Genomic DNA, 24,660 nt, shown 5'->3' with positions numbered 1-24,660 from the left:
GCGGGAAACGTAGCCTGCGCGTCCCGGGCGGGCAAGAGGTCTAGACAAAATAGGTCTAGGCCACGCCGGGGCGAGGGGACGGGCCCCGCGTGTCCCCACCGGCCTGTCCGGGTGCTTCCGGGGACGGTTGCGGCCGGAGGGAGGGGAGGGTCAGGTGCCACCAGTCGGTCAGGCGGTCGTCGAGGACGGTCGTGTCCTCGAGTGCCTCGGCGAGGGTGCACAGGCCGAAGAACGCGGGCACCAGGGCGCGGGCCGCGCGGGCGGGGCGGACGCCCTCGTTGACGTGCCCGGCCAGGCGGGCCTGCGCGAGCAGTCGCGTGGTGGCGGTGGTCCAGAGCGCGAAGGGGCTGGGGACGGGGGCTTTGATGACGGTGCGCTCGGTCCACAGACGGGCGCCGGCACGCGTCACGGGGTCCCGGGCGAGGGCGTGGGCGATGTCGTAGCTGAGCGCGACGAGCCGTTCGAGTGGAGGGACGGCCTCGTCTCCGTAGCGTTCCGCGAGCTGGGGCCAGGTGGCGAACCGGTCCTCGACGACGGCGACCGCGATTCCTTCCTTGCCCGTGTAGTGGAAGTAGACCGCGCCGCTGGTCCGGCCCGACCGCGCGCTTATGTCGTTGACGCTGGTGGCCGTGTATCCCTGTTCGGCGAACAGTTGGGCTGCCGCTTCCAGCAGTGACCTGCGGGTGGCCTTCGCCCGTTCCTGCAACGTCCCGCCCGCCCTCGTCCGTGGTGATGTCGGGCCACGAATTTAGTGCGCCAGCGTACGCCCGGAGCCCAAACGTGCACTTTCGGGCGGCAATTACACAGTTCTTTCGAATGCCAACGCGTGCGAGTGGTAACGGGAGTACGACACTCCGAGCCGCGCACGGTCCAGAGCGTGTGCCAACCGGCGGACGCGCGCGTGGCGTTGGCGTTCCCGACGGCCTCGCCACGCGGGTCGCCGCACCGCGGTACGCCTGTTTCCGGCGCGCGTCGAGTCACTGAAAAGGGTTATTGCCCGATTTGCCTGGACGGAAATAACGTAGCGGAAGCTATCTTTCCGTTTCCTGTGGAGACAGGAATGCCACATGCCTGCGAAAGCATGGGAGGCCCCAGTGACCACCTCGGACCACGATCTGCTCGACTGGTCGCCCGAAGCCGTCGTCTTCGACTGCGACGGCACCCTCATGGACAGCGAACGCCACTGGCAGGAGGCCCGCAGCCGGGCCTTCCGGGAGCACGGCATTCAGCCACCGCCCGGGTTCGCGGAGCAGGCCCTCGGCCTGCACTACGAGGACTGCGGCCGGCTCATGGCCCAGTCCGTGCACAAACCCGAACTGACCGACGACCTGACAGCCGCGCTTCTCGACCACTTCCTGGCACTGGTCACCGACGAACCGGTGACGATGCCGGGTGCCGTCCGGCTCGTGCGGCTGCTCTCCGGCCGCGTGCCGCTGGCGGTGGCCAGCAACTGCCCGAGGGTGGTGGTCGAGGGCAGCTTGGAACGGGCCGGGCTGCTCGCCGACTTCCAGCATCTCGTCGTCCCCGACCCGGGGGACCGCGTACGCCCCAAACCGCATCCCGACGTGTACGCCGTGGCCGCCCGGCTCTGCGGTGTCCCCCCGCACCGGGCGCTGGCGGTGGAGGACTCCCTGACCGGCGTGGAAGCAGCCCGCCGGGCGAGCCTGCGGGTCCTGGGCGTCGGTCCCCGGCCGCAGGGCGACGGCGCTAACAGGGCCGACGAGTGGTTACCGACACTGGACGCCCCCGAACTGCTGGCCTGGGCCCACGCCCTCGGCAGCCCGCGGGGGCCGCGACAGCCTTGACGGCCCACCTCGGTCCGGCGCCGCCGAGCGCGGGGCCCCAGCACCGACGGAGAACCAGCGGGCGCGTGGCCGTCTGACCCGGTACGGGCGCACGAAGGCGCGCGCGACCGCCCGAAGCGCTCCCTCGTCCGAGTGGTCACCGGCCTGCGGGGGCGCAGGTACTGCCAGGGTGGGAAGCAGCGGGGTGCAGGGGAGCTACTGGGCTCCTCGTCGGCAGGGGGGTGATGATGACCGCGAATCCGGACGCTGTCCGGGGGCGTCCGAGTCCGGACAGCGGGTCCGGCGCCCGGCCCGGGACGGAGCTGCCGTACGACGCGGTGGCGGCCTGGTGCGAGGTGGTCGGCGAGGCGCATGTGCTCACCGCGCCGGAGGACCGGGAGGTCGCCGGACGATGTACGTTCCCGGCCCCGCTGCCGGAAGCGGTGCTGTGCCCGGCCGACGCGGCCCAGACGCGGGACTGCTTGCGGATCGCCCATCGCCACGGCGTCCGAGTCCACCCGGTCAGCACCGGCCGGAACTGGGGATACGGTTCGGGTTGCCCGCCCGCCGAGCACACCGTGGTGCTGCGACTGGCCCGACTGGACCGGATCCTCCACCATGACGAGCAACTCGGCCTGGTCACCGTGGAGCCGGGGGTCACCTTCGGGCAGCTGGCCGAAGCCCTGGGGCGGCGCTCGTCGGAGTTGCTGCCACCCTCCACCGGGGCCGGACCGAGCACCTCCGTCCTGGCCAACGCGCTGCAGCGCGGTTCGGGGCGCGGGCCGTACCAGGACATGGCGTCCCACCTGCGGCGGCTGGAGGTGGTCCGCCCCGACGGTACTCGGCTCTCGACCGGCCCCGGCCCGGGACCCGAGCTCACCGGGCTCTTCCTGCAAGGCGGTCCCGGCGTCGTCGTGTCCGCCGAGCTGTGGCTGCATCCGCGGCCCCGGGCGGGCCGGTCGGTGATCTTCCGACTCCCCGACGAACGCCTCCTCCCCGGCGCCGTCGACGCCGCCCGGCGACTGCTGCAACGGGCGCCGGGCGGCGTGGCCGTGAGCCTGTGGAACCGGGCCCGGCTGGCGGCGCAGGTGCTCCCCGCGCCGCGGAGCCGGCTGCCCGAGCACCTCGACGGGCCGTGGACCGGGTACGCCGAGCTGTGGGCCGACGACTCCAGGATGCTGGACCTGCTGTACGAAGCCGTGCTGCGTGCCTTCGTCCCGTACGCAGACCACTGGGACACCGATGACGTGAGCGGCCACGTCGCCGCCCCGGGAGCTCCCGGGCCGCCGGAAGGCGCTGCGCGGTACGACAGCGCCCCGGGCCTGGCGAGTGCCTACCGGCACAAACCCGGCGGGCCGCTGTACGTTCGGGCCGGCCGGGAACGGGACCCCGACCGGGACCGTTGCGGGGTCCTCTGGTTCACTCCCCGCCTCCCGATGTCGGGCGCCCGGACCGACACGGTACTGCGACTGGTGGAACGGATCATGACGGACCGGGGCATGGAACCCTGTCTCGCCCTCCGCCTCGGCGCGCGGGACCTGCGCTGTGTCACCGGGCTCTTCTGGGACCGTGACGAGCCGGGGGCCGACGCACGGGCGCTGGAGTGCCGCCGGGAACTGGTGCGCGGGTGCACGCGTATGGGCGTTCACCCCTACCGGCCGGTCATCGGCGACGACCTGGGGGACGCCGGGAACGAGGGGAGTCGGCTGCTGCTCGACCAGGTGGCCTCGGTACTCGACCCGCGGGGGGTCCTGCGGGCGCGGCCCGGCCGGGGTGGCGGCCGGTGAGCGGCACCTTCCCCCCGGCCTTTGTGGTCCCACCGCCACCGGGCTTCGGCGCGGTGCTGGAGACGCCGGAGGTGTCGGCGCTCCGGCGCCGCCTGCACGGCCGGGTGCTGGAGATCGTGAGCCGGATGCCGCGCCCCCTGGCCGAGGACGTCGCCGCCCTGCTGGGCCGACACGGCCGGACCCGGACCGCTGACCAGGGGGACCTGTTCGTGCTGTTCCCCGCACCGGTGTGGTCCTTCCTGCACTGGGTGCCCGCAGCGAGGCAACCGGACGCCGAGCGCCTGCACGCCGCCGCGCTGCTCCTCCACCTGTGGGACGACCACCTGACAGATGGTCAACTCGCTCCCGACCTGGCGGCGTTGCATCTCCGCACCGAACTGTGGCGGTGCCTGGAGCGGGACGCGGCGGCACTGTGTGCCGCCTGGGGCGCGGACCCCGGGCTGGTCGCCGGGCACACCGAGCGGTATCTGTCTGCCACGCATGCCCCGCGGCCGCCCGCCGACCTGGACTCCTACTGCGCCACCGCCCGTGAGCAGGCCGCGCTGTGGACCCTGCTGCCCCGGCTGCTGGAGACCGGCGGCCGGGCGGAGGCCGGGTGGTCGTCGCTGGTGGAGGACTTCGCCGTGGCGTGGCGGCTGGTGGACGACGCGGCGGACGTGCGCCGCGACGCCGTCGCGGGGATCCGCTCGGCGGTGTGGTGGCAACTGCCCGGCACCGGCCGGGCCCAGTGGGACGCGCGGTCCCCTCTCACCGGCCGTACTGACACCCCCGGCTACGGCCTCGGAGCCGCGCCGCGGGACGGCTCCGAGGCTGCCGGGTGTGCGGAGGCCGTGACCCGGGTGCTCGCCCGGGCCGCCGCCCTGCTGGCCGCCGCGGTCGACCGGGCCGCGGCGGCCGGGGAGGAGGGCGTGGCCACCGAACTGCTCACCGCCCGGGCGGGGGTGCTCACATCAGCGCGCCGGCCGTGGTGACGGCGCAGTTCTTGGCGGTCTCCCAGACGTCGGTGGCCACCTTCTCCAGGACCTTGGCCGGGTCCTGCTTCAGGACGTCGACCACGTCGTCCCAGGACCGGATGCCGAAGCTCAGTTCCGCATCGGTGGACACGAGGGTGGTGTCCAGGGCCCGCAGCGAGAACTGACCGCTGAGCCGGACCATCGCCCCCGTGGTGACATCGATCTCGATCTCGCCCCCTACGTGCACCCCGACCAACAGGCCGCTGCCCAGGGGGATCCCCGCGATGCGGGCGTCGCGGGGCAGCGTGATGTCGAAGCCGAGGTCGACACGGGCCCGGGCCTTCAGTCCCTGCTCGTTGAGGCGGCAGTGGACGCCCACCTGTACGGCGACGATGTCCACCGCGAGATCGAACGCGAATCCGCCCTTTTCCAGCACCGCCTCGACGGCGAGGACCTGGTGGCCGAGAAGGGAGAGACTTCCGGAGAGGTAGAAGACCTTCTCCGGGAGTCGGCCCTTCTTGAGGTCGCCGGTGTCGAGCAGGAACTGCGGGCCCTTGAGGCCGTCACTGCTGGCGAAGGTGAAGACGCCACCCAGTTCGAGCGGTTCCCGTACCTGGCTGCTGATGTACAGGCCGGTGGGCTGGATGCGTACCTGGAACTGCCAGGTGTTGGTGCCGAACGCGATGTCGCCCCTGGCGTAGAAGCCCGGCGCCCAGTTCTGTCCGGTCGCCACGTTCGTCCAGCCGTCCGCATCGGCGACGGCGCACAGGTCGACTTCCCGGACGACCACCGAGTCCAGCGGGCTCAGGGCGGGTGCGGGGTCCGGAGCGACGATCTTGACCAGGTCGAGGATCGTCACCCCGCGCTCGGGGGAGGTCCCCTTCAGGGAGAAGTAGAAGGCGCTGACCGACGGTGGGCTGACCCTGCCGTGCACGGCCAGTTCGAGGGAGGCCGGTCCGATGTCGACGGAGCCGCCGCCCCCCAGCTTGAACCCGTCGGTTCCGTAGCGCATCTCCAGGTAGAAGTACGCGATGTTGAAGCCTTCGATGCCGAAGGCGTTGCGCCAGACGGACCGTTGCTTCGAGACCGGCCCCAGCGGGAGGTCCGTGGGCGTCCCCCCGGTGGTCGGGAGGACGGCTGTGGTGTGCGTCGGGTCCGTGGCCGGCAGCAGGATGTGTCCGGGCCGGTCGAGAGTGATCACGGACAGCTGCTGGGGAGTGGGCTGCCCGGGCAGGGCCGGACCTCCGGCCTCCTCTGCCTTGAGGAGGAGGCTGAGGCTGAGGGACCAGCCGAGGTCCGTCTTCTCTGCCGCGCCGGTGGCGACGAATTGCAGGCTGGTCCCGGACGGCGACCCGAGAGTCGCCAGGTCGAGGAGAAAGCTGGTGGAGAGCTCGATCTTCCGGTTCTTGGGCACGATGGTCAGGCTGAGGGCGCCGAATCCGGTACCGGTCTCCGCCTTGCCGATGGCGGCGGTGAACTCCGAGTCGGCGACGGGGCGGGCGACCCGGGCCCGCAGCCGGATCCCCTCGGTGTCCGGGAAGATCTCCCGCAGGAAGGCCAGCGGTTCCCCGTAGCCGACTTCGGTGAAGAAGGTCAGTCCGCGGCCCAGCTTCTCGGGCAGCGTGTCGGGCAACCCGGCGTCGGCGTCCAGGGTGACGCCGTCCGCGGTGCAGACGGCCAGGCCCGATTTGCGGAAGGTGAGGTCGCCGAGGACGCCTAGGACGTCGCCCCAGCCCTCGACGTCCTTGGGCGACCACGACCAGTCCTGCTGCCAGAGGGCGGCGGCGAAGAAGGTGCCGTCGGTGGACCGGCCGGCCTTCCCGGTCAGTGTCAGGGGGTGTTGCGTGCGAGTTCCGAACGTGACGTTCGTGGACAGGCCGAGTTCGTAGTGCACGTCCGAGGCGTACTGCCCGGCCATCGCCTTGCCGGCGCGCAGGGTGGCCTTGGACTTCTTGAGGAAGACGGCCGGAGTCCCGTCGGGCAGTTCCAGCGGGCAGGACAGTCGCTTGAGCAGTTCGGTCAGTTCGATCTCCGGGAGGGTCCCCTCCAGGGCGAACGACTTGGGGAGGGTCCAGGTGGCGGTGAAGTCGACGGTCTCGTCGCCGCCTACGGGACCGAGCTTCGCCGTGGCCGACACCGTGCCCGTGACCGTGTGGGAGGCGTCAGGACGATCCGTCGGTTCCTTCGCGGTTTCCTTCTTCTCTGCCTCCTCCCCCTCCTTTCCGCTCCCTTCCTCCTCCTTCTTCTCCTTCTCGTTCTCCTTCTTCTTCCGGTCGAGCTTCAGTTTGCCGCCGGTCAGCTCCACCTCGGCCGCTCCCAGCGACAGGGACCACGAGGTGGCGACCTTGGCGGTGAGGGAGTACTCGCCGGTCCTCGGGGTGGCGGAGCCGCTGAACTCGCTCAGCGTCAGGTCGGGGAACCCGGCCGGCGCGGAGGGCATGAAGCCCGCGAGCACGTCGGCGAGTTTCGCGGTGGTGTCCTTGCGCTGGGCAAGCTGGAAAGTGCCGGGGGGAATGCGCGCACTGGCCGTCAGCTGGAGCGCCGGGGTGACGGTGAACGTGCCGTACCCGGTCACGGTGGCACCGCGTTCGCGCGTCAGCGGACGGGTGACGGTCAGCTCGGCGCCCACCTCGGTCAGCGCGAGGGACTTCGCGATCGTCCAGGCGACCGTGGGCCTGGCGCCGGCCTTGACGGTGACCTCGGTCACCGCCTCGGTCAGTCCCTCCCGCAGCTTGCCCGGGTCGATGACCAGGCCCAGCTCGGTGAGCACCACGCTGTCGCCCAGCACGAACCCCTGGTCGGTCAGTTGCCGCAGCGCGCTCCCGCTGCCGTCCCAGGAGGCCAAGGCCGCTGTCGGCTGGGGCTCGCCCGGCAGCACCTCCGCGGTGAGGGTCACCTTCTCGGTCCCCGAGGGCAGCGGTGCGCCGACGGTCGCCTTCGTCCCCGGGGCGAGGGCGAGGTCCGCGCGCAGCCGTACCGGGTAGGCCACGGTGCTGGTGCCGTCGGCGGCCGTGGTGGTGCGGGAGCCGGCCCACACGCAGAAGGAGGCCCCCAGCACGCCGGCGCCCCGCGCAGGCGAGGTCAGTGCGATGACCGCACGGCGTTTGTCCTTGGGGCCGGGCGTGCGGGTGAGGGGGCCGGTGAGTGAGAGGGCGCCCGACGCGAGGGCGAGCACCTTGCCGAGCCACTCCGCGGCGCCCGGCGTCGTCACCGTGGCACCGTGGAAGGTCAGGCCCGGGAGGAGGGAGGGGCGTCCGTCGGCCGCCTGCCGGACGGTCGAGCTGAGAAGCAGCTCCGGTTCCGTGGTGAAGCCGAGCCGGGCCAGATCGCTGTCCTTGGTCTCCGGGAAGGAGGCGGCGAAGTTCCACGTGGTGGGGAGCGTGAAGGGGAGGTAGAGCGAAGGCCGCTGATCGGCGGGGTCGAGACCGATCTCGATACCGGTGACCGGCCGGTCCTTCACTCCGAGCAGGCTGGTGGTTCCGTCCAGGACGACGGTCCCGTCGGGCCGCGTGCTGCGCCGCACGCCGGTGACTCTGAGGGTGCCGTCGAGCCACTCGGTCACCAGGGGCGCGGCGGCGCAGCCGAAGTCGTCGCTGCTGAGGCTGATGGTCTGGTCTGTGGTGCGTCGGGTGAGGAGGGCGTCCAGTTCCTGTACGTGCATGGGGGGATCCCGGAGGTTCTGCCGCCGGAGGCGGCGGGGCGGAATGAGACGGCGCGCAGCCGCACGTCGGCCGGGGCGGGGCCTACTGGGTGAGGTGGGCGGCAATGATGTCGCGTGCCGCGGTGGACAGCCCGGCGGCGATCTCGTCCTTCCGCGCGGCCGTGCGGGTGCGAATCCCCTGGACGAGGACCGTCTTGACCTGGGCGGAGTCGAACAGGCTGCGCATCACTTCCCTGAAGAGGTCACCGGTGGTCACCTCGACCGTCAGTTCCTCGGGGGCGAGTCGCAGGTCGAGTGAGCGCAGGGAGATCTCCAGCGCGTCGGCGTCGGGGCCGCTGAAGACCAGACCCGCTGCCACGGAAGGCCGCGCGAGCGATGCCTTGAACTGCCCTCGCAGGACGTCGTCCTCGTCCTCGCTACTGGGTGGGAAGACCGCCTCGAACCGGCCGGTGAGGACCAACGGGGGCTCGGGCACGCGCAGCGGCGAGCCGTCCGATCCCCGCGTGCCCGGGATTTCGGGCCGGCCGGTGATACGGCCGAGCCTCAGCGTCAGGTCGATGCCCTCGGCCGTCAGCCGCGCGTCCTCCGGGGGGATCAGCAGGTTGGGCAGGCCGTCGACGGTGACGTCGTGAAGGCGGACGGCGCTCAGCTCGATGTCCTCGACGGACTGCGGTCCCAGGTCGAGGGTCGGGATGCGGTAGGGGACGAGCCCCGGGTCGTCCAAGGAGTGGATGACGGCCGGCGGATAGAAGGAGGAGGCGGGGGAGTTCACCGCATGCCGGACCCTGTCGAACAGGTACTGCTCCACCGGCCCCGTTCCGGTGTCCGACCCTTCGACGGGCAGGGCGCCGGTGGGCACGGAGCCCAGCACCCCGTCGAGTGAGGCCGCAAGCTGCTGGGTCACCATCGTGGAGAACTCGTCGCGCTGCCCCGGGTCCGACAGGGCGGCCTCCATGGCGGCCCGGAGTTCCCTACCGGCGTCCGCACTGTTGACCGCCTCCAGGGCTGCGTGCTTCCAGCGCTCGATCGATTCGGAGTCGGTCCCTTCGTCCTCGATGGTCAGGTTTTCCCTGGCCAGGCAGAACGTGGGGGTGACACCGGCCGCGAGGCTGATGGAGTCCACGCGGGCCGCCAGGGTCCGGCCGGAGCCCTTGCCCGAGACGTGGAGGGCGACCTGGACGTCGAAGGCGAGGTCCCGGGCGGTGAGTTCGAGCGTTCCGCGCCCCTCCACCACCTGTTTCGGCCAGCTGACACCCTCCAGTCCCCGCACCACCGTTGTCGTCGGGGGCAGGGGATCGGCCGAATCGTCGTCGGGGTCGTCCGCGGCGACGACTTCCTGACGCAGCAGATAGCGGCTCTTGATCTTGATGTGGTCGCGGTCCTTCCACTCATCGTGGCTGTGGGCCCCCAGAGTGATGCGGACGGACCCCCGGTAGCCGTCGGAGTCCTCGGTGAGGCCGGTGAGTTCTCCCACGGCGGCGTTGGGGAGGTGGTGGATCTCGACCGAGGAGAAGGCCAGCGTGGGAAGCGGGTTGGCCTCACTTCGGCGGGCGGTGAAGGCGTCCAGGTCCTCGGGCAGGTCGTTCGACTCGTCCTCGCGCGCCTGGGCGTCGTCGAAGGCAGCTCCGACGGCCATCCACCAGCCCTTGGCGATGATGTTGCCCACCAGTGTGCCCTGCTCGCCCCCGATCGCGCCGAGCTTCCACTCCGCTGCCCGTAACGGCGTCAAGGTGCCGCCGTCCGGGGCCTTCACCTCCTTGAGGAGGGTCGGCAGCCAGTAGCGGCTGCCCGGATTGTTCAACCGCTTCCTCATAGTGGTGTAGACGAAGTTGACCAGGGCGGTTCCCATGGTGTCTCCCTGTCGCGGGCTTGGGATGTCTGGTCCTGCCGGAGCCGGCGGACCAGGACGGGAAGCTGGGCGGGCGGCGTGGCGGCGCTGGGCTCAGGGGGACCGGTCCACCACGTGCAGGGCCAGGTCGTGCAGGGCCCGGCGGTAGGGGTTGTCCGGGAAGGGGCGCAGAAACTCCAGGGCGTCGAGCGCCTGGGTGCGGGCATCCGCGTACGCACGGGCGAAGCCGCCGCCGGCACGGACCTGCGCGACGGCCCGCGCCAGCGCCTGCGGGCCGGCGAGCTCCCCGCGCATGACCCTGCTCACGAGATGGCCGGGACCCAGTTCGGCCATGGCGTAGATCAACGGCAGGGAAGCCCGGCCGCGCAGCAGGTCCACCCCGCACGGTTTGCCGGACGCGGCCTCGGCCCGGGCGAGGTCGAACAGGTCGTCCATGACCTGGAAGGCGCGGCCGAACCCGCGTCCGTAGAAACCGGCCCGGCGTGCGTCACTGCTGCGCCCCTCGGCCAGTACGACCCCGGACTCGGCGGCCAGCCCGAACAGGACGGCCGTCTTGCGGTCCGCGGTCTGCCAGTAGCGGGTCACCAGGGCGGCGGGCTCCTGGGAGAGGTCGGTGTGCAGCTCGTCCAGCTCGCCGCGGCAGGTGTCGAACGCGCTGTCCAGCACCAGCTTGACCAGTGCCATGTCGCTGTCGCGGTCGATGGCGTCCACGAAACCGCGCACCGCCTGGACGAACTGCAGATCGCCGACGATCACCGCGGTGCCCGGTCCGCGGGCGGCGTTCACCGACGGCATTCCCCTGCGCAGCATGGAGCCGTCCACCACGTCGTCGTGGATGAGGGTGGCGACGTGGAGCATTTCCAGGGAGACGGCGCCCTGGAGCACCTTGGCCGGCAGCGGGGTGGGCCCGTGCACCATGCGGGCGGCCAGCAGCAGCACCGCCGGGCGCAGCCTCTTGCCCCGCCGGTAGACGGTGTACTCGGCTTCGCTGAGGTACTCCCGCTGAGGTTCCAGCGCCTCTTCCAGGGTCGCTTCGTAGCGGCCCAGGTCCTCCGCCAGCAACTCCGCCCAGACGGACCCGGCCACGTCCTCGGGGGCCGCGCCCTTGTCGAGGATGAGCACCGGTCAGGCCCCTTCGGTGGGCGGTGTGTATCCGGGCGTGCCGGCCAGGACGCTGTGACGCAGCGTCTCGGCCGTGGAGTCGCGCAGCAGCCCCAGGAGGAAGGACATGCCGGCAAGGCGCTCCTTGGCCACCGCCCCGGCGTTTCCCTCCCAGTGTTCGTCCTGCACGCCGAGATCGAACTCCGGCAGGACCACCTCGACGTCTTCCGGCTCGGTGGGAGGACCGCCCGGCCCGGCCGGCAGCTTCACGGTGATCCGGACGTCTTCGAGCCGTGCCGAGACCTGCCCCAGGTGCAGCGTGTTGTCAGCGGGGTCCGCTTCGGCGGCCTCCTGGTGGTAGAAGGCCTGGTGGATGCTCTCGATGACCGCGTGGTCCTTTGCGTTCAGTGCCACCCAGCCGTCGGGCTCCGCCCCGGCGGTCTCGCCGGGCGCTTCCCGGGCCATGAGCTCCTCCGGCCCGGCGGGCGGCTGGTAGCGCGCCATGGCCTCCGTGGACGGCGCGGACACCGTCCCCGAGTGGCGCTCGACCGTCTGGTAAACCTGCTGCTGGGTCAGGGGAGTCGTGTCCCCGGAGGCGTTACCGGTCTGCTGCACTTCGAGGCTGAAGGACTCGGTGGATTTGGCCGCCGCCTGGTAGCGCTCGGCGTTCTGGACGTCGCCCTTGCGCTTGCGGCTGCTGGCCTTCGTCGCGAGGGCCGTGACCAGCAGGGTCCGCTGACTCCAGGCATGGCCGTTGTAGGAGACACCGCTTTCGTCGTCGGTCCACTCGTTGACCGGTTGTTGCTCACCACGGGGAGTGTCGGGATCGGTGACGGAGTAGGTGTGCTCTGCCATGCGGCGGGTGACGCCGCGGGCCCTCCATTCCTTCCGCAGGATCTTGCTGACACTGTCGGTGCCGGCGAAGACCTCGCAGTACGTGTCGTTGTGCTTCCCGTACTCGACCAGCAGCTTCCTGCCGTTCTCCGTCCGCATCAGGGCGTCGCGGTGCGCGCGGGCCCGCCCGTGCCACCGTTCCTGGGTCCGTTCGTCGGGCGGCGTGTGGGGTGCGGGGGCGGCCGGGAAGGTCGGCTGCTGCTGCTCTGCGGTCAGCGGCTGGAAGGGGTTGCCGCCGGCGTCGATCGCGCTGATCTCGTCCGGCCGCGCGTCGAGCGCGTAACGGCCGGTCAGCGACAGGGCCGGGATGCGGTACGTGACCTTGGTGATCTCCCCCAGGACGTCGGTGGCCACCGGCTCCGGTGCCGCCAGGGGGTGCAGGGCGAGATCGCCGAAGCGGATGCTCAGGGCGCCGGTGTCGTAGGGGACGGCGTCGATGTCGGTCGTGTCCACACCGCGGGCCAGGGGATAGCCCGGTGTGTCGGCAAGGCGGAGGGGCTCGGCGGCGGAGGGCCCGCCGTCCGGGGAGATCTGCGGGTCGTTCATTCGGAGAGGGCTCCTGGGAAGGGCGCGGGGCGGGAAGGGTCAGGAGACGGAGGCGGTGCCGCTGATCATGAGCATCCCGTCGTGGGAGCCCAGTTCGGGTCGGTCGAGCCGCACCTCCACCTCGCTGTCGCCGGCGGGGAACGACGTTCCCAGCGGCTGGGGGAGCGGCACGTCGAGGGTCTGGCCGGTGAGGAATTCCCTGACGGCCGAGGCAGCGGGTTCCGACAGCAGCATGGACAGGACCCCGACGGGGACGGCGGCCACGCTCGCCGGGAGGAAGGCGACGTCCGAGAGCTTCAGGTTCACCAGTTCGAGGGTCAGCTTCCCGTCGGGCGCGGTGCCGGCCTGGACGGTGACCTCCGGGGGGTCGGGCTTGGTGATGGTCTTGAAGTCCATGAGTGCCATGTACGGGTCCTGTTCTTTCGGGGAACCGGGGTCAGGCCAGGCGGGGCGAGGCCGTGAATCTGAGCATGCCGTCGCGACTGCTCAGGGACGGGTTGTCCAGGACGGGGGTGAGGGTCTGGCCGTTCAGGTGCACGGGTGGTGGCGCCGGGAGTGGCAGCAGGTCGAAGGACTGGCCCGCGAGGAGCCGGTGGCCGACCTGGGGCAGCAGGATCCCGAGGGTCTGCGCCACGGGCCAGGCGACACCGGAGAGGATCTGCTCGCCGACGTTGCCGACCGGGCGGAGGGTGGTGACGAAGCCGGGGACGTCTTCCAGCGTCGCCCGGACCGTGGTGTCGGTCAGGTGCAGCCGGACGCGCACGCGCAGCGGTTCGGGAAGGACGGAGGCGTCGTAGGAGATGCCGATGTCGGACATGAGGCTCCATGAGGGGCGGGTGCGGAGGGGCAGGCGTGCTGTCAGTAGCTGGCCAGAGCGCGGCCGATGCCCTCCGCGGCGTGGTTGAGGGCCTCCCCGATGTCCTGGAAGAGGTCGATCCCGGCTTCGGCGTGGACGGCCAGGGAGATGTCGACGTCCAGGTCCAGCGGGTTGCCGGTGACGCGGGCGGTGGCGGCGTTCACGTGGACCCGGCCCTCGTACTGGGCCCGGCCGATCCCGAAACTGGAGCTTCCGCCGACGCCCTGAGAGCGGCCGGCCAGGCCGGACACGGCGGCGCGGGCCGCGCGTTCGAGGGCGTCGCGCGACAGCAGGACCTCGAAGCCGGGCATGCGGGGGAACATGGCGGCCGGATCGGGAGTGGGGGCGGGCGGCCGGTCGTCGGTGTTCGCGGCGCCGACCAGCATGCCGGCTCCCGCCGTGAGGGCGAAGTCGCCGAAGGAGAGCCCCGCCACGTCGATGCGGGGCAGTGCGGTACGGCCCAGCAGACCCCGTGCGGCCTGGAGCGCCCGGGGTACCACGATGTGCCGGTAGACGGCCCGGTCGCTGGGGTCCGGGACGTGCCGCAGGTCCAGTTCGGCACCCAGCGGGGTGAAGTCGAGCGTTCCGGAGCCCGCGGCGAGCGTGCAGAGGACCTTCACCCTCCGGCTGGCCCGCTTGATGCTCGGACCGCTGACGGTCAACCGGGGCAGCAGCACGGTGAACGCGCCTCTCACCCGGCGGGGCGGGACGCCGCGCGGGCCGATCGCCGCCCGCCACTCGTCGTCGGTGGGGTCGTGCAGTGACAGCACCGGCGGCTCCCCCAGCGACCAGTCCAGCGGGATGCTCCGGTCACCCATGGGCACCTGGAGCGTGCCGGCCAGGAGGGCGTCGCGCAGGCCGGGACGGGACGCCGAGCTGCGCAGGAGGTCGTTGAGTGTGTCCTGTCCCAGGGCCACCACGAGATCGCATCGGGTCACGCGGGCACGCTCCTCGTCACATGTTCTGGGTGGCCTCGACGAGCGCGCAGCCCCCGTCGGGGGCGATGGGAAAGAGGGTGACGCCGCCCTTCCAGGCGATGTCCACACCGGCGGTGAGGCGGGTGGGATCCTGGGCGTCGACCCGCAGATCCTTGAGCCCGCGGAAGTACGCCTTGAGCGTGGCCTCGGCCACCCCTGGCAGCGACTCCTTGACGTCGACGACGGGATCGCCCTTGCTCGCCTCCTGCTGCGCGGCCGCGCCGACGAGCCTCTTCACCAGAGCGGGGCCGACCAGACAGAAGACTTCCTTGCCCGTCGGCCAGTCGACCGCGGAGACCGAGGCGGTGTCAGGCTGCGACCCGGTGGCGACGACCAGGTAGGTGTCGGTGACGTCCACCAGGACGGGCGTGAGATCCAGGGACTGCCCCAAGAGCTGCTGGGCGGGGAGCTCGAGCCGCTTCAGCAGGTCCCCACCCCGTTTGAGGAGTCTCGGGACGAGGACTCTCTTGAGGACCGTCCGGTCGTTGCCGTCGATCGGGGGAGCCTCCATCCACACCCCGAGCAGCTCGACCCGGACCGCACCGTCGAGGGCCAGCAGACGGGCGGGCACCGCCACGCTGCAGCTCAGCTCACGGGGTGTGCCACCCTCCGGGGCCCACCGGAGCCACAGATCCGGCATCACCAACTGGACCACCCCGCAGGACGGCAGCGCACTGACACCGGCCTGTTTCCACGTCTTCTCCCAGCGAGCCGGGTCGGGAGCGCCCAGGGAGACCCTGGGCGGTTCCCGAAGGTCCCAGCCGAGGGAGTACCGGACGCCGGAGACGATCTCGTCGCGGTCACCTCTCAGCAGGTCCCGGTGACCGGCGTGCAGCTGCTTCAGACCTGTGTCCAGGGTCGCGGAGGTTACTCCGACTGCGAGATCGAGTGTGGGGGTTCCCATACGGGGATCTTGGCAGGCAAACTCCCCCTCACCTGCCCGTTCTCGTGCTTTTCACTCCACCGGGGAGGCGTGGTCCGACCCCGTGCGAGCCGGGTTGTGCGCTCACGCGTGGAGTGCGCAGGCCCGTCCGGTCGGCCGCGCCTGCGCACTCGCAGAACGGGCGCGCGCTGACGGCGGTGACCGCGCCGCACCCGCGGTCGTGCCCCCTCCCGCGGAGGTGCCCCCGGGGCCGTCCCGGCCGGCGCGCGGCGCTCGCGAGACGGCGCGCGCATGGCGGGACGGCTCCCCGGAATCCGCCACGTCTGGCGGTGACCCGCGAAAGCGGAGCCGTCCGACACTGATGTGGGCGCCGCAGCAGTGCGGCCTGCGACGAAGAGATCCCCGGCCGGCGGACGTCATCCGCCCACAGGCCCCCACCTCGGAGCGGTCGGCTCCCTCAAGCCCGACCGGCTTCCCGTCCGTCCGGTGCCCGGCCACAGGGGGACACGGCGTTGCTGCCGCCCAGTGTCCGTACGGCGGTTCGCGCCCGCAGCGACGGCGACCGGTGGTGCCGGCCGCCGCTGAGCGACGTCCTCGTCCCGCCGCGTGATGAGGACATCGGAGCGGGAAAGGGGGCTCGCCCCCTTCCGCAAGCGGCACCCCGAGCGGATGGCGACCGTCAACTACGCCCGCGTACCGGTCGGCTCCCTGCGCGGCGTGCCCCGGGACATCGACCTCGCCGTCTTACACCCCTACGTCCACGGCGTCCTGGACGAACTCCCGGACACGGACGCCCTGAGGGACTCCTCCCGGCCCTTCCCCGGTACGCCGCCCGCGAGGTCTTCGACCTGGTCGGACCGCTTCCCCGCACCCCCGCGTTTTCGCGGGGTCCGTGAGACGTGAGAGGGTGCGGGGCGTGAGTGAGACAGTGCCGAACACCCTGCAATACCGCTTTGACGGGCCAGAAGAGGCCCCGGTCCTGATCCTCGGTCCCTCACTGGGTACCACATGGCACATGTGGGACCGGCAGGTGCCCGAACTGGCTCAGCAGTGGCGGGTCTTCCGGTTCGACCTGCCCGGACACGGAGGTGCCCCGGCCCACCCGGCGGGGTCCGTCGCCGACATCACCACGCGGCTGCTGGCCACCCTCGACGGGCTCGGCGTGCAGCGCTTCGGGTACGCCGGATGCGCCTTCGGCGGTGCCGTCGGCATCGAGCTGGCCCTGCGCCACCCCGAGCGCCTCGCCTCCCTGGCGCTGATCGCCGCCTCGCCCCGGTTCGGCACCGCCGACGAGTTCCGCCAGCGCGGTGTGATCGTGCGCACCAACGGGCTCGACCCCATCGCGCGCAGCTCCCCGGAGCGCTGGTTCACCGGCGGGTACGCGGCTGCCCAGCCCGCGATCACCGAGTGGGCCGTGCAGATGGTGCGGACCACGGACCCCGGCTGCTACATCGCCGCCTGCGAGGCCCTCGCCGCCTTCGACGTGCGCGGCGAACTCGGCCGGGTCGGCGTCCCCACCCTGGTCCTCGTCGGCTCCGACGACCAGGTCACCGGTCCCGCCGAGGCCCGGACCCTGGTCGCCGGCATCCCCGACGCCCGCCTCGCCGTCGTCCCGGGCGCCTCCCATCTGGTCCCGGTCGAGCAGCCCGCGGCCGTCACCGACCTGCTGGTGCGGCACTTCACCACCGCCTGGCAGGCCCCCCACGACGGCACCTCCACCGGCCAGGTCCCCGTCCCGGTCCACCCCGCCGCGCACCCCGCACACCCGGTGCCGGTCCCGGTCGCCGGGCAGGCCGCCGCGCCCGTCCAGCCGGCGCCGGTCCAGCCCCCGCAGGCCGCGCCCATCGCCGAGATCGCCCCGGCCCCCGTCGTGCCGCCGCAGGCACACGGGCGGCCCGATCCGTACGACGCGGGGCTCAAGGTGCGCCGCGAGGTCCTCGGCGACGGCCACGTCGACCAGACGCTCGCGCAGGCGGACGAGTTCTCCGGGGACTTCCAGGAGTTCCTCACCCGCTACGCGTGGGGGGAGGTCTGGGACCGCCCGGGCCTCGACCGGCGCTCGCGCAGCTGTGTCACGCTCACCGCCCTCGTCGCCGGCGGCCACCTGGAGGAGCTGGCGCCCCACCTCCGGGCCGCCCTGCGCAACGGCCTCACCCCGGGCGAGATCAAGGAAGTACTGCTCCAGGCGGCCGTCTACTGCGGGGTGCCGGCCGCGAACGGCGCGTTCCGGGTGGCCCAGCAGGTCATCCGCGAGGAGACGACACCACCGGAGTGAGCCCTGCGGGCCGAGAGCGGGCGGGCGGCGGCAGGATGGAGGGCATGAAGCTCACCAAGAAGTCGCACGCCTGTGTCCGCCTCGAGAAGGACGGGCGGACGCTCGTCCTGGACCCCGGCGGGTTCAGCGAGGAGGACGCCGCACTCGGCGCGGACGCGATCCTCGTCACCCACGAGCACCCGGACCACTTCGACGAGCTGCGACTGCGCGCCGCCATGGAGAACAACCCGGCCGCCGCGATCTGGACGCTGAAGTCGGTCGCGGAGAAGATCTCGGCGGCGTTCCCCGGCCGCGTCCACACCGTCGGTCACGGCGACACCTTCACCGCCGCCGGTTTCGACGTACAGGTCCACGGGGAGCTGCACGCGGTGATCCACCCGGACATCCCGCGCATCACCAACGTGGGCTTCCTCGTGGACGGCGGCAAGGTCTTCCACCCCGGCGACGCCCTGACCGTCCCCGACCACCCGGTCGAGACGCTGATGCTGCCGGTCATGGCCCCCTGGAACAAGATCGCCGAGGTGATCGAGTACGTGCGGGAGGTCGGACCGCGGCGGGCCTACGACATCCACGACGCGCTCCTCACCGACCTCGCCCGGCCGATCTACGACCGGCAGATCGGCGAGCTGGGCGGCGCCGAGCACCTGCGGCTGACTCCCGGCGACTCGGCGCGGCTCTGAGCCCCCGCCCCGGGCGGGACCGCGTTGTCAGTCCCGCCCGGTAGGTTGTGGGACATGCGCATCGCGACCTGGAACGTGAACTCGATCACCGCCCGCCTGCCGAGGCTCCTCGCCTGGCTGGAGAGCAGCGGCACCGACGTGCTGTGCCTCCAGGAGGCCAAGGTCGCCGAGGCGCAGTTCCCCTTCGACGAGCTGCGCGAGGCGGGCTACGAGGCGGCGGTCCACGCCACCGGCCGGTGGAACGGGGTGGCGGTGCTCTCCCGCGTAGGCCTGGAGGACGTGGTCAAGGGCCTGCCCGGCGACCCGGGCTACGAGGGGGCCCAGGAGCCCCGCGCGATCTCCGCCACCTGCGGTCCGGCCCGCGTCTGGTCGGTCTACGTGCCGAACGGCCGGGAGGTGGACCACCCCCACTACGCCTACAAGCTCCAGTGGTTCGAGGCCCTGCGCGCCGCCGTCGAGGGCGACGCCGCCGGCAGCCGCCCCTTCGCCGTGATGGGTGACTACAACGTCGCGCCGACCGACGACGACGTCTACGACCGCGCCGCCTTCGAGGGCGCCACCCATGTCACCCCCGCCGAGCGCGCCGCCCTCGCCTCCCTGCGCGGCGCCGGCCTGTCCGACGTGGTCCCGCGCCCGCTCAAGTACGACCACCCCTTCACCTACTGGGACTACCGCCAGCTCTGCTTCCCCAAGAACCGCGGCATGCGCATCGACCTGGTGTACGGCAACGAGTCCTTCGCCAAGGCGGTCACCGACTCCTACGTCGACCGCGAGGAGCGCAAGGGCAAGGGCGCCTCGGACCACGCGCCGGTCGTGGTGGACCTGGACCTGTAGCCGCCCACACCGCGGCCACCGCGCACACCACGTACGCCGCGCACACCGTCTACGCCGTCCGCGTGCCCTGTGGTGCACATGGCGGTACGAATGACAGTGTGGAGGTATGAACTTCCCCTTCCTGGGCAAGCGGCGCGAAGATTCCCGGGCGCGCGACGCGGAGGGCATCGGCGACCTGCTCGCCGAATGCGATCTGCTGCGCTCGCAGGCGCTGCGGGAGGGGGTCGGGCTCGACGACTCCGCGCGCTCCCTGGAGCAGCTGGACCAGGTGCTGCCCCGCTGGCGCGGCGACGAGGAGATCCTCACCTGGCTCGGCAACGACGCCGGTCTGTACCTCGGCACCGTGATCGTGCGCACCGTACCCGGCGCCGCCTGGATCATCCGGTCGGACGGGCAGCCGGTCGTCCGGCTCGCTTCCGGCCGGGAGTTCGACGTGGTGGCGAACGGGCACGCGTGGGCGCAGGACGGCGCTCCCGAGCTCTCGCAGCTGTACGGCGAGGTCGCCGAAGCGTGAGCCGCCCCCCCGCCCTCGCGGTCGTCCGCCGGGGAGCCCGCCTTAAATAGGGGTAATGATCGAAAGGTGCGTGTCGGCGGCATTCGTGACCTTCGTCTCGATACCTTGCACCGGTCGGAGCGGACACGAACGCACGGGGGACCACGCAGGGTGCAGCCGGAGATCACTGCTCGCGGGCGAGGAGAAGGTCAGCTGCACACCGGCGAGCGTCGTCGTCGGGACGATGCTCGACGACGTGGCGCTCGCCGGTCGGCTCAGCGTGAGGTGCCGGGCGGAGCTGAGGGCAGGTACCGGGGCGCCCGCCAGGCGTTCAGCCGGTGCTCCACCGCCGCCCCCAGGGACAGCAGTTCGGCGTCCTGGCGGTCACCGGCCATGAGGAGCAGCCCGACCGGCAGTTCGCCGACGAACCCGGCGGGCACGGACAGCGAGGGATACCCGGCGACGGCGGCGGGGGTGGAGGACGGGATCACGTCGTTGTCGCCGCGCGCGCAGTCGGTGGTCCAGGCGGGCGGGTTCGCCGGGGAGGCGATGGCGTCCAGGTCGTGCGCGGCCATGACCTCGTCAATGGACCGCCGGGACAGGTCGGTCAACTCCGCGCGCATCGCCCGGTACCCCGGGTCGGTGGTGGGCGGCGCGGCCAGCGCTTGCTCGAACAGCTCCTGACCGGCGAAGCAGGTCTGCTCCCGCGGGTGCGTGCGGTTGAACTCGATCAGCTCGGCCAGGTCCCGCGGCCCACCGCGCGTGGGCAGGTAGGCGTCGATGTCCCGGTGGAACTCGCTCAGCAGCGCCGGGAACTCGAGTTCGGCCAGCCGCTCCTGGTACGGCATGGCGACCTCGACGACCTCGGCCCCCGCGGCCTGCAGCCGTTCGGCCGTGCCGGTCATGAGGGCTTCCACCTCGGCGCCGAGCGACGGCAGTCGCCACAGGCCGATCCGTTTGCCGCGCAGGGTGCCGGGACGGCCGGCCGCGTCCGTGAGGCTCGGAGCGCCGGCGACGCGCACGGTGTCGGGCCCGCCGAGTACGGAGAGGGTGAGCGCGGCGTCGATCACGTTGCGGGCCATGGGTCCCGCGGTGTCCTGCTCGGCGGAGATCGGTACCACGCCCGACTGGCTGACCACGCCGAGGCTGGGCTTGAGACCGACCACGCCGTTCATCCCGGCGGGGCACACGATGGAGCCGTCCGTCTCGGTCCCGATCGCCACCTGGGCCAGCGAGGCGGCGAGTGCCGCGGCCGAACCGGAGGACGAACCACAGGGGTTGCGGTCCAGGACGTACGGGTTGTTGGCCTGCCCGCCCACCGCCGACCACCCCGATGTCGGTTTCGCCGCACGGAAGTTGGCCCACTCGGACAGGTTGGTCTTGCCGAGGACCACCGCGCCGGCCGCCCGCAGCCTGCCGACCAGGTCCGCGTCAGTGTCCGGTGGGCTCCCGGCGAGGGCCAGCGAGCCGGCGGTGGTCGGCATGTCACGGGTGTGCACATTGTCCTTGAGCAGGACCGGGATGCCGTCCAGCGGACCACGGGTCTTGCCGAGGCGGTGTCTCAGGTCGCTGGCGGCCGCCTGGCGCAGGGCCGTCGGGCTGGTGCGCAGCACCGCGTTGATCCTCGGGTCCACGGCCTTGATCCGCCGCAGATAGGCGAGGGTCAGCTTGAGCGAGGACAGCGACCCGCGGTTCATGCGGGCCTGTAACGCGGGGATGGTCACCGTGTCGAGGTCGACTCCGCCCACCAGCGTCGACTCGGCGGATCGCGCCGCGTCTCCGGGTCCGGATTCCGCGGCCCCGGCCCGCCCACCGGGCGCCGCCGCGACGAGGGGGGCCACGACCAGGATCGCGGTCAGGGCCGCCATGCTTCTCTTCTTCATGGCGGACAGCCCACTACACCGCACCGCCCGGCACAAGGGCCGCCCCGGCCAGGGCAGTTGTTGCAAGCGGTGCCGCCGTCTCCGACCCGCCCGACGACCCATTGGCATCGATAACATCGTCTGTCATAGTCGCAGCTACCCATGGCCGGTCCGGTTCCCGTGCTCCGCGCCACCGCTGTCGAGGAGGAACCGTGCAGCGCTCCACCCTGACCTACGCCGACGGCACCCTCCTGCGCGACGGGCGCCCGCACCGCCTGCTGTCGGGCTCGCTGCACTACTTCCGGGTCCACCCCGGACAGTGGGCCGACCGGCTCCGACGCCTGGCCGCCCTCGGCCTGAACACGGTCGACACCTACGTCCCCTGGAACTTCCACGAACGCACCGAGGGCGACATCCGCTTCGACGGCCCGCGCGACCTGGCCCGCTTCGTCCGGCTCGCCCAGGAAGAAGGCCTGGACGTCGTCGTGCGGCCGGGGCCGTACATCTGCGCCGAGTGGGACAACGGCGGTCTGCCGGCCTGGCTGACCGGTGCCCCCGGCATGCGGCTGCGTACGTCCCACGGCCCCTTCCTCGAAGCGGTCGACCGCTGGTTCGACGAGCTGATCCCCCGCGTCGCGGACCTCCAGGCCGGCCGGAGCGGACCGGTCGTGGCCGTGCAGATCGAGAACGAGTACGGCAGCTACGGCGACGACCGCTCCTACGTCCGCCACATCCGCGACGCCCTCGTCGCCCGCGGCATCACCGAACTGCTCTACACCGCGGACGGCCCCACCCCGCTGATGCAGGACGGCGGAGCCCTCCCCGGCGAACTGGCCGCGGCGACCTTCGGCTCCCGCCCCGCCGAGGCAGCGGCCCTGCTGCGCTCGCGACGCGGCGGGGAGCCGTTCCTGTGCGCCGAGTTCTGGAACGGCTGGTTCGACCACTGGGGCGAGAAGCACCACGTCCGTTCGCCGGCGAGCGCCGCCGAGGACCTCGGCGGCATCCTCGACGAGGGTGGCTCCGTGAGCCTCTACATGGCGCACGGCGGCACCAACTTCGGTCTGTGGGCGGGCGCCAACCACGACGGTCATGTCATCCAGCCGACCGTCACCAGCTACGACTCGGACGCCCCCATCGCCGAGAACGGCGCCCTGACCCCGAAGTTCTTCGCCCTGCGGGACAGGCTGACCGCACTCGACGGCGCCGCGGCCCGGCGACCGCTGCCGGCCGACCCACCGCTGCTGGCCCCCCGTGACCTACCGGTCACCGGGCGGGCCGCACTGCTCGGCGCCTTGCGCGCGGCGGCCCGGCCGGTGAGCGCACCGCTGCCGCTGAGCTTCGAGGAACTGTCCCTGGCCTCCGGCCTGGTGCTCTACGAGGCCGAGCCGCTGCTGCCCCCGGGGGAGCACGAGGTGACCGTCACGGGTCTGCACGACCGGGCCCAGGTGTTCGTCGACGACGCCCCCGTCGCCGTACTGGACCGCGAGAGCGCCTCGTTCACCGTCTGCGGTACCGGAGCGCGGGTCCGGCTGGCGCTGCTGGTGGAGAACCAGGGGCGGATCAACTACGGTCCGCTGCTCGGCCAGGGCAAGGGCATCCTCGGCGGCGTGCGGGTGGAGCGGCGGCTGGTGCACGGCTGGACGATGCGTCCGCTGCCGCTCGACACCTGGACGCCGCGGGAGACGGCACGCGCCGCGGCGGCGGCCCCGGCCCCGTCGGACGGCCGGGCCGGGTTCGCCACCGCGGTCCTGTCCGTGGCAGAGCCCGCGGACACCTTCGTCGCCCTGCCCGGGTTCGGCAAGGGCTTCCTCTGGGTCAACGGCACCTTGCTGGGCCGCTACTGGGAGATCGGACCGCAGACCACGCTCTACCTGCCCGGCCCGCTCCTGCGCCCGGGCGACAACACCCTGACCGTGCTGGAACTCGAACGCCTCGGCGAGCGCGTCGTCCTGCACGACCGCCCCGACCTCGGGCCGGCGGAGGAGTACGTGGAGACCTTCGACTGAAGACGTGGTCGAGTATGTTATCGATGCCAAGGGTCGGATCGCTCCTCGCTGGACTCCGGGACGGGGCCATCACCCCCGACGGCGGCCCGGAGCCGCGTTCTCGTGGAGAGGCGAGCGATGTCACCGCACACGCCGGCGGCCGACCGGACGCCCGTGACCGGGCGGACGGCCGACGACGACACCCGGCAGCCCGGCATGGCCGACGTGGCGCGGCTCGCCGGGGTCTCCGCCCAGACGGTGTCCCGTGCCCTGGCCGGTCATCCCCACGTCCGGCAGAGCACCCGCGCGAAGGTGCTCGCCGCGGTCGAGGAACTCGGCTACCGCAGGAACAACGCGGCACGGATGCTGTCGTCGGGCCGCAGCCGGACGATCGGCGTCGTCACCCTGCGGACCACCTTCTACTCCCGCGCGAACCTTCTCTTCGGCATCGAGGCCGCGGCACGCGAGGCCGGGTACGCGGTCAGTACCGCCACCTCGGCGTCCCTGGACACCGCGGCCATCGAGGACGCGCTGTCCCGGCTCGCGGAGCAGGACGTCGAGGGGGTCGTCCTCTCGGTGCCGCTGGTGCACGTGAGCCCGGGGATCGAGCGGCTCACCCGCTCGGTGCCGACCGTCACCGTCGACGGGTCGAGGACAGCGGCCACCGAGATCGTCGCCGTCGACCAGACCCTGGCGGCACGCCTGGCGACCCGGCACCTGATCGAACTGGGCCACGAGACGGTCTGGCACGTGGCGGGCCCCCGGGAATGGCTCGACGCGGCCGGTCGCCGCACCGGCTGGCGCGACACCCTGGAGGAGGCGGGACGGTCCGTGCCACCGGTGCTGGAGGGCGACTGGACGCCCGCCTCCGGGTATCGCAACGGGCTGGTGCTGGGCAGGATCCCCGACGTCACCGCGGTGTTCGTGGCCAGTGACGAGATGGCCTTCGGCGTGATCCGGGCGCTGCACGAGACCGGCCGCAGGGTGCCGCGGGACATCTCCGTCGTCGGAGTGGACGACATCGCGCTCGCCGAGTACTGCTCGCCCTCACTGACCACGGTGGCCCAGCCCTTCGCCGAGATGGGTGCCCTCGCGGTCGCCCGCCTGCTGCGGCACATCGCCGACCCGGACGCGGCACCGGAGCCCGCCTCCGTCGAGCCCGTACTGGTCGTGCGCGCCAGTACGGCACCGGTCGAGGGCCCGGCTCAGGGCCCTGCGAAACGGCGGTCCTGAGCCGACG

At 72.2% G+C, this 24,660-nt stretch carries 20 protein-coding genes; 10 read left to right on the top strand and 10 right to left on the bottom strand.

Annotated elements, in window-relative coordinates; translation table 11 throughout:
- Nucleotides 1-55 precede the first annotated feature (55 nt).
- A complete protein-coding gene (locus IE94_RS0105070) occupies nt 56-706 on the bottom strand; it encodes a ScbR family autoregulator-binding transcription factor (RefSeq protein ID WP_051777267.1) in 651 nt (216 codons plus the stop codon).
- 388 nt (nt 707-1,094) lie between these two features.
- Between IE94_RS0105070 and IE94_RS0105065 the strand changes: the two genes are divergently transcribed.
- The 3 genes from IE94_RS0105065 to IE94_RS38965 all read left to right on the top strand — a co-directional run bounded on the left by IE94_RS0105065 (nt 1,095) and on the right by IE94_RS38965 (nt 4,542).
- On the top strand, nt 1,095-1,805 hold the full coding sequence (locus IE94_RS0105065) for an HAD family hydrolase (RefSeq protein WP_030178737.1): 711 nt from the start codon (nt 1,095-1,097) through the stop codon (nt 1,803-1,805).
- A 227-nt stretch (nt 1,806-2,032) separates the two neighbouring features.
- Nucleotides 2,033-3,571 (top strand): FAD-binding oxidoreductase, encoded by a 1,539-nt coding sequence (locus IE94_RS0105060; RefSeq protein ID WP_157849324.1) that lies wholly within the window; start codon nt 2,033-2,035, stop codon nt 3,569-3,571.
- Entirely contained in the window at nt 3,568-4,542 is a 975-nt protein-coding gene (locus IE94_RS38965; protein WP_030178735.1) for a hypothetical protein, read from the top strand. Before IE94_RS0105060 ends, IE94_RS38965 begins: the two co-directional genes overlap by 4 nt.
- Here the strand turns inward: IE94_RS38965 and IE94_RS0105050 are convergent.
- The 8 genes from IE94_RS0105050 to IE94_RS0105015 form a co-directional block, all read right to left on the bottom strand.
- Nucleotides 4,517-8,185: a hypothetical protein gene (locus IE94_RS0105050; RefSeq protein WP_030178734.1), complete on the bottom strand. Its 3,669-nt coding sequence runs from the start codon at nt 8,183-8,185 to the stop codon at nt 4,517-4,519. The genes IE94_RS38965 and IE94_RS0105050 overlap by 26 nt on opposite strands.
- An 82-nt stretch (nt 8,186-8,267) precedes the next feature.
- Nucleotides 8,268-10,034, bottom strand: a complete 1,767-nt coding sequence (locus IE94_RS0105045) for a hypothetical protein (protein ID WP_051777265.1) — start codon at nt 10,032-10,034, stop codon at nt 8,268-8,270.
- Nucleotides 10,035-10,127: 93 nt separating this feature from the next.
- Nucleotides 10,128-11,156, bottom strand: a complete 1,029-nt coding sequence (locus tag IE94_RS0105040; protein WP_030178731.1) for a polyprenyl synthetase family protein — start codon at nt 11,154-11,156, stop codon at nt 10,128-10,130.
- A 3-nt stretch (nt 11,157-11,159) separates the two neighbouring features.
- The gene (locus IE94_RS0105035) at nt 11,160-12,575 is read right to left on the bottom strand and encodes a hypothetical protein (protein ID WP_030178729.1); all 1,416 of its coding nucleotides are present in this window, start codon (nt 12,573-12,575) and stop codon (nt 11,160-11,162) included.
- 39 nt (nt 12,576-12,614) lie between these two features.
- Nucleotides 12,615-12,980 carry a hypothetical protein gene (locus IE94_RS0105030; RefSeq protein ID WP_030178727.1) on the bottom strand — a complete coding sequence of 122 codons (366 nt, stop codon included), beginning with the start codon at nt 12,978-12,980 and terminating at the stop codon, nt 12,615-12,617.
- 31 nt (nt 12,981-13,011) lie between these two features.
- On the bottom strand, nt 13,012-13,392 hold the full coding sequence (locus tag IE94_RS0105025) for a hypothetical protein (RefSeq protein ID WP_030178724.1): 381 nt from the start codon (nt 13,390-13,392) through the stop codon (nt 13,012-13,014).
- 41 nt (nt 13,393-13,433) lie between these two features.
- Nucleotides 13,434-14,369: a hypothetical protein gene (locus tag IE94_RS0105020; RefSeq protein WP_157849323.1), complete on the bottom strand. Its 936-nt coding sequence runs from the start codon at nt 14,367-14,369 to the stop codon at nt 13,434-13,436.
- A gap of 16 nt (nt 14,370-14,385) precedes the next feature.
- A complete protein-coding gene (locus tag IE94_RS0105015) occupies nt 14,386-15,312 on the bottom strand; it encodes a hypothetical protein (protein WP_030178715.1) in 927 nt (308 codons plus the stop codon).
- Between the two features lie 588 nt (nt 15,313-15,900).
- Between IE94_RS0105015 and IE94_RS0105010 the strand changes: the two genes are divergently transcribed.
- From IE94_RS0105010 to IE94_RS0104990, 5 genes are all read left to right on the top strand, one after another.
- A complete protein-coding gene (locus tag IE94_RS0105010; RefSeq protein ID WP_030178712.1) occupies nt 15,901-16,194 on the top strand; it encodes a hypothetical protein in 294 nt (97 codons plus the stop codon).
- 13 nt (nt 16,195-16,207) lie between these two features.
- The gene (gene pcaDC / locus IE94_RS0105005) at nt 16,208-17,566 is read left to right on the top strand and encodes a bifunctional 3-oxoadipate enol-lactonase/4-carboxymuconolactone decarboxylase PcaDC (RefSeq protein WP_030178710.1); all 1,359 of its coding nucleotides are present in this window, start codon (nt 16,208-16,210) and stop codon (nt 17,564-17,566) included.
- Nucleotides 17,567-17,610: 44 nt separating this feature from the next.
- A complete protein-coding gene (locus tag IE94_RS0105000; protein ID WP_030178706.1) occupies nt 17,611-18,246 on the top strand; it encodes an MBL fold metallo-hydrolase in 636 nt (211 codons plus the stop codon).
- A 54-nt stretch (nt 18,247-18,300) separates the two neighbouring features.
- Nucleotides 18,301-19,080, top strand: a complete 780-nt coding sequence (locus IE94_RS0104995; RefSeq protein WP_030178703.1) for an exodeoxyribonuclease III — start codon at nt 18,301-18,303, stop codon at nt 19,078-19,080.
- A 106-nt stretch (nt 19,081-19,186) separates the two neighbouring features.
- Nucleotides 19,187-19,594, top strand: a complete 408-nt coding sequence (locus IE94_RS0104990) for a DUF6278 family protein (RefSeq protein ID WP_030178701.1) — start codon at nt 19,187-19,189, stop codon at nt 19,592-19,594.
- A 254-nt stretch (nt 19,595-19,848) separates the two neighbouring features.
- Here IE94_RS0104990 and IE94_RS0104985 read toward each other — a convergent pair whose 3' ends face one another.
- Nucleotides 19,849-21,456, bottom strand: coding sequence for an amidase family protein (locus IE94_RS0104985; protein ID WP_030178698.1), 1,608 nt, complete (start codon nt 21,454-21,456; stop codon nt 19,849-19,851).
- Nucleotides 21,457-21,647: 191 nt separating this feature from the next.
- Here IE94_RS0104985 and IE94_RS0104980 point away from each other — a divergent pair, with 191 nt between their 5' ends.
- Both IE94_RS0104980 and IE94_RS0104975 read left to right on the top strand, forming a co-directional pair.
- Nucleotides 21,648-23,441 (top strand): glycoside hydrolase family 35 protein, encoded by a 1,794-nt coding sequence (locus IE94_RS0104980; RefSeq protein ID WP_030178695.1) that lies wholly within the window; start codon nt 21,648-21,650, stop codon nt 23,439-23,441.
- Between the two features lie 117 nt (nt 23,442-23,558).
- Entirely contained in the window at nt 23,559-24,653 is a 1,095-nt protein-coding gene (locus IE94_RS0104975) for a LacI family DNA-binding transcriptional regulator (protein ID WP_030178693.1), read from the top strand.
- The last annotated feature ends 7 nt before the right edge of the window (nt 24,654-24,660 follow it).

The sequence above is a fragment of the Streptomyces violaceorubidus genome (assembly GCF_000717995.1).
GTDB lineage: Bacteria > Actinomycetota > Actinomycetes > Streptomycetales > Streptomycetaceae > Streptomyces > Streptomyces violaceorubidus.
The sequence above is the reverse complement of the archived record's forward strand: the minus strand, read 5'-3'. Positions and strand labels throughout refer to the sequence as shown.